The sequence below is a fragment of the Christiangramia marina genome (genome assembly GCF_048285865.1).
Taxonomy (GTDB): Bacteria; Bacteroidota; Bacteroidia; order Flavobacteriales; family Flavobacteriaceae; genus Christiangramia; species Christiangramia marina.
The window spans coordinates 533,028-547,795 of record NZ_JBLVTK010000001.1; the positions used below are offsets into that span (position 1 = coordinate 533,028).

The following is a 14,768-nucleotide window of genomic DNA, read 5'->3' on the forward strand; positions in this document are numbered from 1 at the left end:
TTGGAATCCGAAAGCTAACTTTTAATGAAGAAGATATTATTCGCAGTTGCCATTTCAGTTCTGTGCTCCTGTAATTTCGAAACCAGGAAAATTTCTTCTGAAGAGGTTCTGGAGCAGGAATCACGCACGTTGAATTGGAAGGAAGTGGATGAATACCCCGCTTTCGAGGATTGCCAGAATTTCACAAACCTTTCCGAAGCCAAAAATTGCTTCGCAAGGCAGGTCTCTACCACAATTTACAGTCACCTGGCGAGTCAGCAACCTGTAGTGACCAAAAGTATTGACGATACGCTTTTTATTTACCTGGAAATCGACAAGACTGGAAAACCGCAAGTTGAATCCATAGAAGTTGATACCACGGTGACCAATCAATTACCAGATATTAAGAACTGGATCAGGCAGAGTATCGATTCCTTGCCTAAAATTTACCCGGCCAGTAAAAGGGGAATTCCTGTATCTACTGTGTTTAAAATGCCGGTAGTTGTAAAAGCCGAATAGATCTATTTTCGGTAGTCTCTTCCTTTCCACTTAAAACCAACTAATAGAGAAGTGAGCGCAATTCCTGAAGAAAACAAAGGGTAGGCAATACTACTCCAGGCGTAACTTCGCATATTTGCCTTCCTATCAAAGAAAACCGCAGCTTTATAGATCAACATAAAATCCAGGTTAAACTTGATAAGAAATGCCATCATGAGCCACTGAAAATAACTGGCGTCGAACAGGCAAAGCACCACTCCTATGATGAGTGCAGCATTCATTATAAACACGGTCAAAGCAGCAAACCTGGCAAAGTTATCTTTGTAGCCGGCAGATTTCGCTGCCCAGCGCAAACGTTGCTGTATAAAACTTCCAAGATCTTTCTGCGCTGCGGTTGTTACGATCATTTTAGTACTTCTTAGAAAATCGATCTTCTCTCCGTGTTCTTTGAATTTCTGAAGTAAAAAAACATCATCACCACCTGCATAGTTGCTTGACTGCCTATATCCTCCAACCTCCTGGAACGCCTTTTTCTTAAAGCATAGATTTGCCGCATTACATATAAACGGTCTTCCCAATCCAAAAGCACCGATCGTAGTAGCCTGCAAACTCATAAAATCAATGAGATCGAATTTTCGGAATAGTGGATCTTCAGGAGGAACTTTGTCCAGTATTACCGAAGCTGCAATAATATCTGAATCTTGAGACTGTATATAATTATCAAATCCCTGCAACCAGTTTTCGGGAACTTTACAATCGGCATCTGTAGTGACTATATATTCAAATCTGGATTTATCTATGCCGACTTTAATAGCATCCTTTTTTGCTGAAATGGATTCTCTCTGGTTTTGCAAGAGCTCGATCGAAAGTTCAGGATGCATTTTGCGAAATTCCTGAACCAGTTTTTCAGATTCATCTTCTGAAGAGTCATTGATCAAAAGGATCTCAAACTTGTTTCTCGGATACTTCAAATCCTTCAGAGAGTCAAATAAATCGGATAAATGCAACTGCTCATTTCTAAATGGAATAATGATAGAAAAATCGGTTTCAGAAGTAGAAACAGAAGAAGGATTGGATTTTAAATTTCTCCATCCATATAATAGTGATACAAGTAAAATTATATAACACAGACAAATGCCGGCTAGGATGTAGACAGGAAGCATGGCCATAAATTGCGATCGCCAGGTTTTAAATGATTAGTTTTGCAGAAGTCCAAATTAGGCAATTTTAGTGAGTAGCACGACAGAGAAAAAGACGATACAAGGAGAAAGGATCATCCTGGGAATTGACCCCGGAACTACGATCATGGGTTTTGGTTTGATCAAGGTGGTTAACAAGAACATGAGCTTTATTCAAATGAATGAGTTACAGCTCAACAAGTACAGCGATCATTATGTAAAGCTGAAACTTATTTTTGAGAGAACCATTGAACTTATAGACACCTATCATCCTGATGAAATTGCTATTGAAGCACCGTTCTTCGGTAAAAATGTGCAATCCATGTTAAAACTGGGCCGGGCGCAGGGAGTTGCCATGGCCGCTGGATTATCGCGCGAAGTTCCCATTACAGAATACCTTCCGAAGAAAATTAAAATGGCGATAACAGGGAATGGAAATGCCAGCAAAGAACAGGTTGCAAAAATGCTGCAAAGTATGCTGAAGATCGGGGAACTTCCAAAAAACCTGGATGCTACAGATGGTCTGGCTGCAGCGGTTTGCCACTTTTATAACTCTGGAAAAACCGAAATTGGCAAAAATTACACAGGCTGGAGCGCCTTTGTAAAGCAAAATCCGGGTAAGATCAAATAGATCATGAGCGGAATTTACATTCATATTCCATTTTGCAAACAGGCGTGTCACTATTGTGATTTCCACTTTTCAACCTCTACAAAGAAGAAGGGGCAACTTGTTGAAATGCTTGGCAGGGAATTGGAATTACGAAAAAATGAGATTGCCGGACCTATACAAACCATCTACTTTGGAGGTGGAACTCCTTCTCTACTTTCTTCGGAAGAACTTGAATCAATCTTTCAAAGTATCTACCAGAATTTTGAAGTTTTAGACAGTGCTGAAGTCACCCTTGAAGCCAATCCCGATGACCTTTCAGAAGAAGTTTTAAAAATGCTGAATGATTCTCCAATAAACCGACTAAGTATTGGGGTGCAGTCCTTTTTTGAAGCAGATCTGAAATTGATGAATCGCGCACACAACGCATCAGAAGCATTAGAAAGCCTCAAACTTGCGAAGCGATATTTCGATAATATCAGTATTGATCTTATTTATGGAATCCCCGGACAGTCTGATAAGCAATGGAACGAGAATCTGGAGATCGCTCTTGAATTGGACATTCCTCATATTTCCAGTTATGCACTTACCGTAGAACCAAAAACAGCACTGGAAACTTTTATTAAGAAAGGAAAGATCAAACCGGTCACCGACGAGAAGTTCAGAAAGCATTTCGATATCCTGGTACACAAGCTTACAAACGCCGGATTGGAACATTACGAGTTTTCAAATTATGGAAAACCAGGCTTTCATTCAGAAAACAATATGGCTTACTGGCTGGGCAAAGCTTACCTGGGAATTGGTCCTTCTGCCCATTCTTATGATGGCAAGACCAGAAGCTGGAATGTGGCAAATAATTCATTATATATTTCAGCACTAGCAGAAAATAAAATTCCCCAACAACAGGAAGTTTTATCGCTTACAGATTCATATAATGAATATATCATGACGAGACTACGCACGAAATTCGGCGTAAATTCAGAAGATATTCACCGCAACTTTGGAGAACTTTATGAACAACATTTTACGATGGAAGTTCAGGTTTTCCTTGAAAACGGACAAATTGAAAAGCGTGATTCCGAATTCCATATTTCTGAAAAAGGTAAATTTCTAAGCGATGGAATTGCTGCAGAGCTCTTTTACTTTAATGATTAAAATTTGTGTGAGTCTTAAAAATATCAACTTCACTCCTAGCCTATTATCGGTTTACAATCTTACATTTGTTGAGCAAATTCATCTCTTATGATCGCCAGCATACATTACCAGAATTCAGATTTTCGTGTGGATCTTTCCAAACCTCTGGATATTTCGATTAGTCTGCGTGGTGATGAAAAAAATCCAATCGCCTGGTATCTGGAACATCCCGAGATCAAGCCGGTTGTTGATGGCAATTTTATTGGCAAAGTAAGTGCGGGAGCTTCAGTGAATTTCAACAATATCAGTTTTAATCCTCACGCCCATGCCACGCATACCGAGTGTGTGGGTCATATCACCAAAGAACCAAACTATATTCAGCAGCACTTAAAACGTTTCTTTTTTAAGGCGGAAGTGATCTCTCTGGAACCGGAAATTGCTGGAAAGGACCATATTTTTAGAAAAGCACAATTCGAAAACGCATTAAAGGATTCTACTGCGGAAGCCATCATTATCAGGACGCTGCCAAATTATATTGGCAAGATCTCCAGGCATCATTCTCATACGAACTGGCCATATCTCGAGGAAGCTGCAGCCATATTTTTACGTGATCGGGGAATCGATCACCTGCTTACAGATCAGCCTTCCGTAGATAAGGAAAAGGATGAAGGTAAAATTCTGGCGCACAAAGCATTCTGGAATTACCCGAAGGAAATCCGCTATCATGCAACGATCACAGAATTGATCTATGTTCCCAATAAGATTGAGGACGGCGCTTACTTTTTAAGCCTGCAACCGGCATCTTTTGAGAATGATGCAGCACCATCGAAACCGGTCTTATATAACATTCTCGACAAATGAAGCTTAGTTTGAAAATCGAAGAATTTGCAATGCTTATTCTGGGGGTTTTTCTCTTCACAAAACTGGATTATAGCTGGTGGTGGTTTGCAGGCTTATTTTTAGTTCCCGATATTGGCATGTTGGGTTATCTTGCCAGTGATAAAATTGGCGCATATTCTTATAATATTTTCCATCATAAGGGAATTGCGATTGCGATCTACCTGGCGGGAATCATGATCGAAAATGCATATTTACAGCTTACAGGAATCATGCTTTTTGCACATTCCAGCTTTGATCGTTGTTTTGGATACGGACTCAAATATGAAAAAGGATTTAAATTCACTCATTTAGGTGAAATAGGTACATAATATGGAATTACTATTTATAGGACTCGCCGCCGGCGCGGTTGCTGCATATTTTATTTTTTCGATTTTCAATAAGAATCGATCCCAGGAGAAGACTAATGAACAATCTGTTGTTCTTATGGATAAGATTCGAAGCGTTTGCAAATTTATCACTGTAGAAGGTGATTTTTCTGAGATCTACCACTACGAGAATTTGAAAGAGAAATATATAAGCCTGGTCTTCGGAAAGAAAAAAGCCATTGTGCTGGTACAGGCGAAAGCCCACGTTGGATTTGATTTGAGCAAGGTGAGCATGCATAGCGATAACGAAAATAAAAAGATCATTCTCACCAATTTTCCACAACCGGAATTATTAACGATCGAAACAGATTTTAAATATTATGATAAGCGTGAAGGTTGGGCGAATCCTTTTACAACCTCAGACCTTACCGACATTAATCGGGACGCCAAAAAGACCATCGTAGATAAGATCCCTCAAAGCGGACTCATGGAGCAGGCAAAAAAAGAAGCATTGGGTACGATCGCGCTTATGGAAAAGATCGTGGAAACCATTGGCTGGAAACTTGATTACTCTGCACTTACCATCGAAAATTCGGAAGCTCCGAAACTGGAAAAATAAGAGGAGTATATTTATGTAATATCGATTCTATGGATATAGACGAGTTTCGCGATTATTGCCTGATGAAAAGAGGCGTTTCTGAACATTTGCCTTTTGGACCAGACAACCTCGTATTCAAAGTGATGGGTAAAATGTTTAGCATTGCCAGCCTCGATGAAATTCCACTTAGAGTAAACCTAAAATGTGATCCCGAATGGGCTGTGCAGCTAAGAGAAGAATATCCTGAGAACATTTTACCAGGTTATCATATGAACAAACGTCACTGGAATACGTTAATAATAAATGGTGCAGTAGATCCAGGATTAACCAGGAAACTCATAGATCACAGCTACGAACTGGTGGTGGCCGGTTTGACCAGAAAACTTAAGCAGGAATTAGATAGTTTAGAATGAAAGAACCTTTAGCTTTTTACAAGGATAGAAAGAAGAAATACGAGCAGGAGAAAAAAAAGTTATCAGGAAAACTTTCTTTTTCCAGTATTTTGAGATTGCTGGTATTTCTCGCGTTATGTGCAGTCGTATATTTTTTTTACGATCGGGTTCAAATCGTTGTTCCTGCAATCATAGCTTGTCTCGCGCTGTTTATTTTTTTAATCACCAGACATTCCGGACTTAAGCGTGAAAGGGATAAAACAGAAGCTTTGATTTCCATCAATGAAACTGAACTCCACGTTCTCGAAACAGGGGATTTTCTGAATTTACCAGACGGAAAGGAATTCGATGTTGAAGACCATGATTTTAGCCGTGACATTGATCTCTTCGGAAAAAAAAGCTTTTTTCAGTATCTCAATAGAACTGCTTTAGCTGAAGGAGCCAGCAAACTTTCATCTTTTCTACTAAGTAATGACACTTCCCGAATTACTGAAAAACAGGAAGCTATTAAAGAGCTCGCGAACAAAGCCGACTGGCGACAGGAATTTAGTGCTACCGCCACGCTGGTAAGAACAGAGAATTCTTCAAAAACCATCCTGAAATGGATTGCGAATTATAAAGCCTTTGTCCCAGCAATGATGCGCTGGTTACCACTAGTTTTTACAACTATTTCTGTAGGAGTCATCCTTGCCTATTATTTCAGTTTTATTGGATTTTATCAGTTGTTATTATGGTTGCTTATAGGAATCATGATCACCGCCATTTACGTTGGCAGGATCAATCAACTATCCTCTGCGATTGGAAAAGTACAGGATACTTTTCAGCAATATTACCAGCTACTCGGCTTTATTGAGGACGAAAAATTTGAGTCGGTTATTCTCCATGATCTTCAGACTTCGATTGCTTCGGAAAAACGCAAAGCTTCAGAAATTTTGAAGGAATTCAGCAAAGGAATTGATGCGCTGGATCAACGGAATAACTTTCTATTTGGATTTCTTGCGAATGGATTTATGCTCTGGGATCTAAAACAATCTTACCGACTCGAAAAGTGGATCCTTCAGCATCGAACGGAAATTAGCAACTGGTTTAAAGCAGTAGAAAACTTCGATGCGTATAACAGTCTTGGTAATTTCGCATTTAATCATCAGCAATATACCTTTCCAAAGATCTCTGAAGTACCAAAGGGTATAGAAGCAAAAGATCTAGGGCATCCACTTTTAAAGCAAACCAAACGTGTAGATAACGATTTCAGAATAGAAAGTGACCAGTTTTTTATCATTACCGGTGCGAATATGGCTGGAAAAAGTACATTTCTAAGAACGGTCGCACTGCAAATCGTCATGTCGAACATGGGACTTCCGGTATGTGCCAATTCCTGTACCTACTCACCTATCAAATTGATAAGCAGCATGCGTACCAGTGACTCATTGGGTGACGATGAATCTTATTTCTTTTCTGAACTTAAAAGACTGAAATATATCGTCGATAAAATTCAGACAGAAAAATACTTTATCATTCTCGATGAGATTTTGAAAGGTACCAACAGTACAGATAAGGCGATAGGCTCCAAAAAGTTCATAGAACGCCTGGTAAAATCCAACTCAACGGGGATCATTGCTACACACGACCTTAGTTTGTGCGAAACTGCCAACCAGTTCGAGCAGGTGAGGAATTATTATTTCGATGCCGAAATCGAGAACAATGAACTTCATTTCGACTACCGATTCAAAAAAGGAATTTGTCAGAATATGAATGCTTCGTTCTTACTTAGAAAAATGCAGATCGTGGAAGATTGAGCTACAGGTAAGTTTTCACAAGGCAATTAGACTATACCACTTATGGATTCATTGACACAAATTGTATTAGGCGCAGCTGTTGGAGAAGCTGTTCTGGGTAAAAAAGTTGGAAATAAAGCGATGCTGTACGGGGCGATCGCCGGCACCATTCCAGATCTGGATACTTTTGTAGGCTACGCTTATGATACGATCACAGCTACCGAGATCCACCGTGGCTTTTCTCACTCAATAGTATTTTCAGTCCTGTTCGCACCGGTTTTTGGATGGTTAATCTCAAAGATCGAGTCAAAATCTGCCGCAACCTGGAAGAACTGGTCATGGCTCATGTTCTGGGGACTTTTCACTCATCCTTTGCTCGATGCACATACCACCTGGGGCACTCAACTCTTCTGGCCATTCGATCTAAGACTGGCTTATAAGAATATCTTTGTCATCGATCCGCTTTATACATTGCCGTTTTTAGTTCTGCTTATCATGGCAATGCGCTTGAAGCGGGATGATCCAAAACGAAGGAAATACAATCGGCTTGGTTTGATCATTAGTAGCATTTACCTACTGTTGATCACACCTGCGCTTAAATGGATCACTTATAACAAATTCGAAAATGCTCTGGAAGAACAGTCTATTTCCTATCAAAGAATAGATACACGACCTGCACCTATGAATAGTATATTATGGAGCGCAAATATAGAAGCCAAAGAACATTTTTTGATCACCGACTATTCCATCTTCGATACCAAACCCATAAGTTTTCAGAAAGTACCCAAGAATTATACGTTTGCCGACAGTCTGGCTGGTGATCCTAACTTGAAGCGTTTAATTAATATTAGCGAAGGCTGGTATACTTTCAGCGAGAAGAACGAGCAGCTTTATTTTAATGATCTTCGCTTCGGAAAACTGGATATGAATGATCCCGAAGCGCCATTTATTTTCAGCTTTTTACTACAGGAAGAGAATGGAGAATTAACCGCAACTGAATCTGAACGTTCCATGGAAGATGCAGAAAGTTTACTTCCTGAATTATGGAGCAGAATCCTTGGAAATTGAATCTATTTTACTGAAAAAGTCATAAATACTTAATAAAACATGGCTTTAAACTACCTTTGCTTCTCAAAATGTTGAAATAAATGATTTCTGAAGATAAATTAAGAGAACGCAGTGATTCCACCTGTGAATTGTGCGGTCAAACCGAACACCTGAATGTATATACAGTTTCCGAAGCTCCGGAGGACTATGAAGCTGAGATCCTGATCTGCCAGAACTGTGAATCACAGATTCAAGATCCGGAAAAAGTAGAACCTAATCACTGGCGTTGTCTCAATGACAGTATGTGGAGTACCATCCCTGCCGTCCAGGTCATTTCGTGGAGAATGCTGAACAGACTTAAATCTGAAGGCTGGCCGCAGGACCTACTCGATATGATGTATATGGAAGATGAATTAAGGAGCTGGGCCAAAGCAGATTTACGGACTGAGGAAAACGATATTCAACTGGTTCATAAAGATAGTAATGGGGTGGTACTGGAAGCAGGTGACAGCGTTGTTTTGATCAAAGATCTGAATGTAAAGGGCAGCAGTCTTACCGCAAAAAGAGGAACTGCAGTTCGAAGAATATCTCTGGTTCATGATAATGCTGAGCAAATTGAAGGTAAAGTGGAAGGCCAGCAGATCGTATTGCTTACCAAGTTTGTAAAGAAAACCTAATCACGCCTATGGAAAATGACAAACACACTCAGCCAAACAATCCTTTGCACGGTATCAAACTTGCTGATATCCTTGATTCTTTACATGATCATTATGGCTGGGAAGGGCTTGCAGAAAGGATCAATATTAATTGTTTTAAATCCAATCCCACAAAAAAATCCAGTTTAAAATTTCTTCGGAAGGAACTCTGGGCAAGAGAAAAAGTGGAGCGTTTGTACCTCAAGACAAACTTCGAATAGAGATATACTCACAAAAAAAAAGCGGCCAGTTAGCCGCTTTTTTTTCTATAATTCTGCTAAGAACTACTCTTCAGTTTTAGCAACTTCATTTTCTTCTTTCTCTTTCTTTTTAGTCAAGAAACTATAGTTTTCAGAATAATCCAGCATCTGCTCTTCGAAAGATCTTGGTTGAGTTACTTTGATCGAAACGATCTCATCATTCTCATCCATTTCAGCAACCAGAACAGGATTTACGAATCCGCTATATGGAGCCGATTTGAATTTTGAATTTCTGTCCAGTACCTGTTTGTGAATATCCTGATCTACTTTTACACCGTAGTTTTCTACCAGGTCCTTTGCAGCCTGGAAATCACCTTCAGACTTGATTCTCTGAGTTTCCTTAAGCAAATCTCCGAACAGTGAACGAAGCTTCGTGTAGTCTTTGATATCAAAGTAGATATTACCATCTTTTTCGACTTTTTCGATAACTCCTTCTTCCTGTCCTTTTTCGTAAACCCATTTACTCACCCATTGTCTGTTACGCATATGAGCTTCTTCAATATCCTGACCCGGCTCAATTCTTACTAACTGCGTAAGCAAACCATTACGAATATAATCGTTGTAAGCAGCTTTCCCCAGTTTTTCAGAATCATTTGTAAGACCAAGTTCTTCCAGTTTTGGATCCATCAGGTAATACAAACCTACAAGATCTGCACGACCTTCTTCAAGTGTAGATGCATAGTTCTTTAGAGTTTCCTTGGTTTCTCCAACACCTGCATTCATTTGTCCGGAAGCGTGACCAACTACTTCATGCAATGCAGTATGCAACTTGTCAGCCTCTTTCCCATATTGTTCAGAAAGTTGCACCTCTTCTTCATCATGTGCAAATTCTCTCAGTTTATCTGATCCTCCTGCGCTTTCGTAAGCAGAAATGATATTCCCTAAAGAAACAGATTTACTTCCATGCTCTTTGCGAATCCAGTTCGCATTTGGAAGGTTTACACCAATTGGCGTACTTGGAGATGCATCCCCGGCTTCACCGGCGACGATCACTGTTTTATAAGTTACTCCTACAACAGAATCTTTTTTATGCTCATCCATGATTGGCGAGTTGTCCTCGAACCACTGCACATCTTTTTCAAGAACGCTCATCTTTTTGGACATATCAAAATCCTTGATCTGTACGATGTTTTCATAAGATCCTCTATAACCTTTTGGATCATTATAAACCTCGATAAAGCTGTTGATATAGTCAATATTACCTTCAGTAGCTTCCACCCAGGCAACATTATAATCATCCCAGGTTTTCAGGTCTCCGGTAGTATAGTAATCGATCAAAAGACCTAAAGCATTCGCCTGTTTCTCATTTTCAGCAACACCTTTTGCTTTTTCCAGCCATTTGATGATCTCATCGATCGCTTCACCGTAAAGACCTCCACTTTTATAAACTTTTTCAACCAGCTGTCCATTCTCCTTTACAAGCTTGGAATTAAGTCCGTAAGAAAGTGGTCTTTCTGGATTTGGAGATTTCTTGTTCGCATAGAATGCATCCACTTCCGCAGCAGTTACATCAGGGCCGTAGAAATTGATAGCAGAACCTTCCAGTAATCCATCAGCTTCGTTAAGATTTACTTTTTTCGCATCCTTATCATTGAAGATCACTTCGTAAGCCTCCCCGGTAAGTTCAGTATTTGTTTCCTTCAGTAGCGTATCGAAATACTTTTTGCTGAATTCAGGCTTGATCTTCGCGTTGGAATAATGATGGTGAATACCGTTCGAGAACCATACTCTTTTCAGGTAAGTTTCAAATGAATTCCATTCTTCTGAAGACTGGTCACCTTCATAATTTGTATAAATATTTTCCAGAGCTTCACGAATCACCAGGTTATGACGGTAATTCTGGTCCCACATAATATCTCTCCCGGCAAGACCTGCCTGGGTAAGGTAATAAACTAACTTCTGCTCTTTCAGAATTAAATTTTCCCAACCCGGGATCTGGTAGCGCAGTACTTTAATATCTGCAAATTCATCTACGTTTACCTCAAAATCTGAGTTCATCGCGATCTCCTGCTGCTCATCCTTTTCTGCATTTTTCTTGTCCTCATTACAGGAAACAAAAGTCAATGCCGATGCAAGAAGGCAGGTACTTAATATTTTATTCATGAAAATAATTTTAGTGCGGCAAATATACTAAAACGGGGAATCAAATTCTGCGAACCTGATCCCCCGTGATATAGAAATATTGATATATTCTTTATTTTTTACTCATTTCAGTAAAATGTTTGTAAAACCATGGGATGGTTTCAATACCTTTTAGATAATTCCATATTCCAAAGTGCTCGTTAGGGGAATGGATCGCGTCGGTATCCAGTCCAAAGCCCATCAGGATGATCTTACTGTCCAGCTCCTTTTCAAACAGGGATACAATTGGGATACTTCCTCCACTTCTTTGCGGGATCGGAGTTTTGCCAAAAGTCTCCTCATACGCAGCACTAGCCGCTTGATAACCTATCGTATCGATTGGAGTTACATATGGATAGCCGCCATGGTGAGGTTTCACTTTCACCCGAACACTATCTGGCGCCAGACTTTCAAAGTGCTTTGTAAACAATTCGGTAATTTCCTTATGATCCTGGTTAGGGACCAGTCGCATGGATATTTTTGCATATGCTTTCGATGGCAGCACGGTTTTCGCTCCTTCACCAATATAACCACCCCACATTCCATTTACGTCGAGGGTTGGCCTGATAGAACCTCTTTCCAGCGTAGAATATCCTTCCTCTCCATGAACATCTTTGATATCCAGTTTTTCTTTATATTCTTCAATACTGAAGGGCGCCTCTGCCATTTTAGAGCGTTCCTCATCACTAAGATTTTCTACGTTATCGTAAAATCCAGGAATGGTAATATGATTATTATCATCTGTAAGTTTGGAGATCATTTCACTTAAGACGTTGAGAGGATTTGCTACCGCACCACCGTAAAGACCAGAATGCAGATCCCGATTCGCTCCAGTCACTTCCACTTCTACGTAGGAGAGTCCGCGTAGACCGGTTGTGATAGATGGAGTGTCTTTGGAGATCATTCCAGTATCAGAGATCAGGATCACATCATTCTGAAGTTTATCCTTGTTCTCCTTGATATACCAGTCCAGGTGCTCACTGCCAACTTCCTCCTCACCTTCGATCATGAACTTTACATTACAGGGCAGTTCATCATTTCTGGTCATGTATTCCATGGCTTTTACATGCATATACATTTGTCCCTTATCATCACAGGCTCCCCGGGCGAAAATTGCCCCTTCAGGATGAATATCGGTTTTTTGCACGACAGGTTCAAAAGGCGGTGAATTCCATAGATCTAAGGGATCTGGCGGCTGCACATCGTAATGGCCATATACGAGCACAGTTGGAAGGTCTTCGTTAATGATCTTTTCAGCATAAACCACAGGGTGACCCGGAGTTGGAGCGACTTCTGCAGTATCACAACCAGCATCCAGTAGACTTTGCTTTACAGCTTCCGCAGCCTTGAGCATGTCTTCCTTGTAATTTGCATCTGCAGATATCGAAGGAATCTTCAATAATTCCTTTAATTCATTGACAAATCTGTCTTTATGTTCTTCAAGGTATGTTTTTATAGAATCCATGTACTAATTTTCAGGTTTGCGTAAAGTTATAAAGAAGTCGGCGGAAAGTTGGTCTCAAAGCTCTTAGTGTTTTCATAAGAAAATAAATTTTCCTGAAAATCAATGAAATTGATCCATGCTGAAAATCAGAAACTTAATTGTAGCCACTAAATTTTAGCTGAATTTTTTTTAATTTTTTTCTGAAAGACTGTTTGAAAATTGAAACTTATCTTTATATTTGCACCCGCTTAAGTAATTAAGCAGGGAATCACAACGAGTCCTAAGTGTTGTGAAACTTTAAAATGCGGGCGTGGTGGAATTGGTAGACACGCTAGACTTAGGATCTAGTGCCGCAAGGTGTGGAGGTTCGAGTCCTCTCGCCCGCACAACGGAAAAGCTTCAGAGAAATCTGAAGCTTTTTTTTATTCCACCTTCCGAAGAAAATTTTATAATCAGACCTAATCTGTTTATGTCTCTTTCAACTGACCTGAATTCCTGAGTCCATCAATTTTGCCAATTGCTTTTAGAAAATCTCTTTCAGCTTAACAAGCTTTAACAAGTCCTGTTATTCCATGTCAATTATTTTCCCTTTCCCAGGCCATAATTTTGTATTCAATTTTTAAGAATAAAGTTATGAGTACACAAGCATTATTAAAAACATATAAATTAGGCGATCTGGAATTAAAAAATCGCATCATCATGGCTCCTATGACCCGTGGTCGTGCAGACAATCCAGAAAAGAAAGCTATTCCTGAACTCCATTCAGAATATTACCGGCAAAGAGCGAGCGCTGGTCTTATAATTTCTGAAGGTTCCCAGGTTTCAAAAGATGCCGTAGGATATATTAATACTCCGGGAATTCATACAAAGGAACAGGTTGAAGCATGGAAGGACGTAACCTCAGCAGTTCATAATGCTGATGGAAAGATCTTCATTCAGTTATGGCATGTGGGTAGAATGTCACACCCAGATTTTCATGGAGGTGAATTGCCATTAGCGCCATCGCCCATCAATCCGAATTCAAAATCGTTCACGCCAGAAGGTTTTAAGGATACGGTTGTGCCCAGAGAAATGACCGCCGATGATATCAAGCAAACCATTGAAGATTTTAAGCAGGCAGCTAAAAATTCTATGGAAGCAGGATTTGACGGAGTAGAAATACATTCCAGCAACGGATATCTTTTTCACCAGTTTTTCAATGCGACTTCCAATCACAGAAACGATGAATATGGAGGTTCTATAGAGAAAAGATCAAGAATACTTTTTGATGTTCTGGATGCGGTGAAAGAAGTAATGCCGGAAAATCGTATCGGTATTCGCTTAAATCCTTCCATGCACGGCCTGTTCGGGATAACTATGGATGAAGAAACCATCCCTACTTTCGATTATATCATCAAGAAGCTGAACGAATACGATCTGTCTTACCTTCACCTTTCTGAACCTTTTACAGACGTTTCTGAAATTTCTTTTGCTGAAACAGATATTGCTAAACGTTATCGCCCTATCTACAAGGGAACATTAATGATCAATACGAATTTTGATAGGGAAAAAGGGAATGCCGTGATTGAAGATGGGGATGCAGATCTTGTTGCCTTCGGAAAACCATTTATCTCTAATCCAGATCTTGCTGAAAGATTTGCACAGGGCGTTGAACTGGACTCCTGGGATGAAGATACTTTTTACTCTGGAGGAGCAAAAGGCTATACCGATTACGAGGTTAAAACTGAAAGAGCTACAGTACTTCAGTAAAAATTGGAAGTTTAATACTAAAAAAAAAGTCCTTCAGAAATTTCTGAAGGACTTTTTTTTGAAATGAGTTCGATGTTATGATCGAT

Annotated in this window: 15 protein-coding genes and 1 tRNA gene; 13 read left to right on the forward strand and 3 right to left on the reverse strand. The window is 39.8% G+C overall.

From position 1 onward, the window contains the following. The first annotated feature begins 24 nt into the window (after nucleotides 1–24). On the forward strand, nucleotides 25–498 hold the full coding sequence (locus tag ACNKXS_RS02415; RefSeq protein ID WP_417919469.1) for a hypothetical protein: 474 nt from the start codon (nucleotides 25–27) through the stop codon (nucleotides 496–498). 2 nt (nucleotides 499–500) lie between these two features. Here ACNKXS_RS02415 and ACNKXS_RS02420 read toward each other — a convergent pair whose 3' ends face one another. Further along, nucleotides 501–1,646 carry a glycosyltransferase gene (locus ACNKXS_RS02420; protein ID WP_417919470.1) on the reverse strand — a complete coding sequence of 382 codons (1,146 nt, stop codon included), beginning with the start codon at nucleotides 1,644–1,646 and terminating at the stop codon, nucleotides 501–503. A gap of 88 nt (nucleotides 1,647–1,734) precedes the next feature. Here ACNKXS_RS02420 and ruvC point away from each other — a divergent pair, with 88 nt between their 5' ends. The 10 genes from ruvC to ACNKXS_RS02470 all read left to right on the forward strand — a co-directional run bounded on the left by ruvC (nucleotide 1,735) and on the right by ACNKXS_RS02470 (nucleotide 9,329). Continuing rightward, nucleotides 1,735–2,286, forward strand: coding sequence for a crossover junction endodeoxyribonuclease RuvC (gene ruvC, locus ACNKXS_RS02425; protein ID WP_417920132.1), 552 nt, complete (start codon nucleotides 1,735–1,737; stop codon nucleotides 2,284–2,286). Between the two features lie 3 nt (nucleotides 2,287–2,289). Beyond that, entirely contained in the window at nucleotides 2,290–3,417 is a 1,128-nt protein-coding gene (gene hemW, locus ACNKXS_RS02430) for a radical SAM family heme chaperone HemW (protein ID WP_417919471.1), read from the forward strand. Between the two features lie 87 nt (nucleotides 3,418–3,504). Beyond that, entirely contained in the window at nucleotides 3,505–4,257 is a 753-nt protein-coding gene (locus ACNKXS_RS02435; protein ID WP_417919472.1) for a cyclase family protein, read from the forward strand. Then, entirely contained in the window at nucleotides 4,254–4,604 is a 351-nt protein-coding gene (locus ACNKXS_RS02440) for a DUF4260 domain-containing protein (RefSeq protein ID WP_417919473.1), read from the forward strand. The genes ACNKXS_RS02435 and ACNKXS_RS02440 overlap by 4 nt, the downstream gene beginning before the upstream one ends. Before the next feature lies 1 nt (nucleotide 4,605). Next, entirely contained in the window at nucleotides 4,606–5,220 is a 615-nt protein-coding gene (locus ACNKXS_RS02445) for a DUF4230 domain-containing protein (RefSeq protein WP_417919474.1), read from the forward strand. 29 nt (nucleotides 5,221–5,249) lie between these two features. Next, nucleotides 5,250–5,612, forward strand: a complete 363-nt coding sequence (locus tag ACNKXS_RS02450; protein WP_417919475.1) for an MmcQ/YjbR family DNA-binding protein — start codon at nucleotides 5,250–5,252, stop codon at nucleotides 5,610–5,612. After that, nucleotides 5,609–7,387 (forward strand): MutS-related protein, encoded by a 1,779-nt coding sequence (locus ACNKXS_RS02455; protein ID WP_417919476.1) that lies wholly within the window; start codon nucleotides 5,609–5,611, stop codon nucleotides 7,385–7,387. The genes ACNKXS_RS02450 and ACNKXS_RS02455 overlap by 4 nt, the downstream gene beginning before the upstream one ends. A 42-nt stretch (nucleotides 7,388–7,429) precedes the next feature. Beyond that, entirely contained in the window at nucleotides 7,430–8,434 is a 1,005-nt protein-coding gene (locus tag ACNKXS_RS02460) for a metal-dependent hydrolase (RefSeq protein ID WP_417919477.1), read from the forward strand. A gap of 80 nt (nucleotides 8,435–8,514) precedes the next feature. Further along, a complete protein-coding gene (locus ACNKXS_RS02465; RefSeq protein ID WP_417919478.1) occupies nucleotides 8,515–9,090 on the forward strand; it encodes a PhnA domain-containing protein in 576 nt (191 codons plus the stop codon). An 8-nt stretch (nucleotides 9,091–9,098) separates the two neighbouring features. Further along, the gene (locus tag ACNKXS_RS02470) at nucleotides 9,099–9,329 is read left to right on the forward strand and encodes a VF530 family protein (protein ID WP_417919479.1); all 231 of its coding nucleotides are present in this window, start codon (nucleotides 9,099–9,101) and stop codon (nucleotides 9,327–9,329) included. Between the two features lie 63 nt (nucleotides 9,330–9,392). Here the strand turns inward: ACNKXS_RS02470 and ACNKXS_RS02475 are convergent, their stop codons facing one another. Then, nucleotides 9,393–11,471 carry a dipeptidyl-peptidase 3 family protein gene (locus ACNKXS_RS02475; protein WP_417919480.1) on the reverse strand — a complete coding sequence of 693 codons (2,079 nt, stop codon included), beginning with the start codon at nucleotides 11,469–11,471 and terminating at the stop codon, nucleotides 9,393–9,395. 91 nt (nucleotides 11,472–11,562) lie between these two features. Continuing rightward, nucleotides 11,563–12,954, reverse strand: a complete 1,392-nt coding sequence (locus tag ACNKXS_RS02480; RefSeq protein ID WP_417919481.1) for a dipeptidase — start codon at nucleotides 12,952–12,954, stop codon at nucleotides 11,563–11,565. Nucleotides 12,955–13,237: 283 nt separating this feature from the next. On the opposite strand from ACNKXS_RS02480, the gene ACNKXS_RS02485 reads away from it, so the two are divergent. After that, nucleotides 13,238–13,319, forward strand: a tRNA-Leu gene (locus ACNKXS_RS02485). Between the two features lie 247 nt (nucleotides 13,320–13,566). After that, a complete protein-coding gene (locus tag ACNKXS_RS02490; RefSeq protein ID WP_417919482.1) occupies nucleotides 13,567–14,682 on the forward strand; it encodes an alkene reductase in 1,116 nt (371 codons plus the stop codon). Nucleotides 14,683–14,768: the final 86 nt, after the last annotated feature.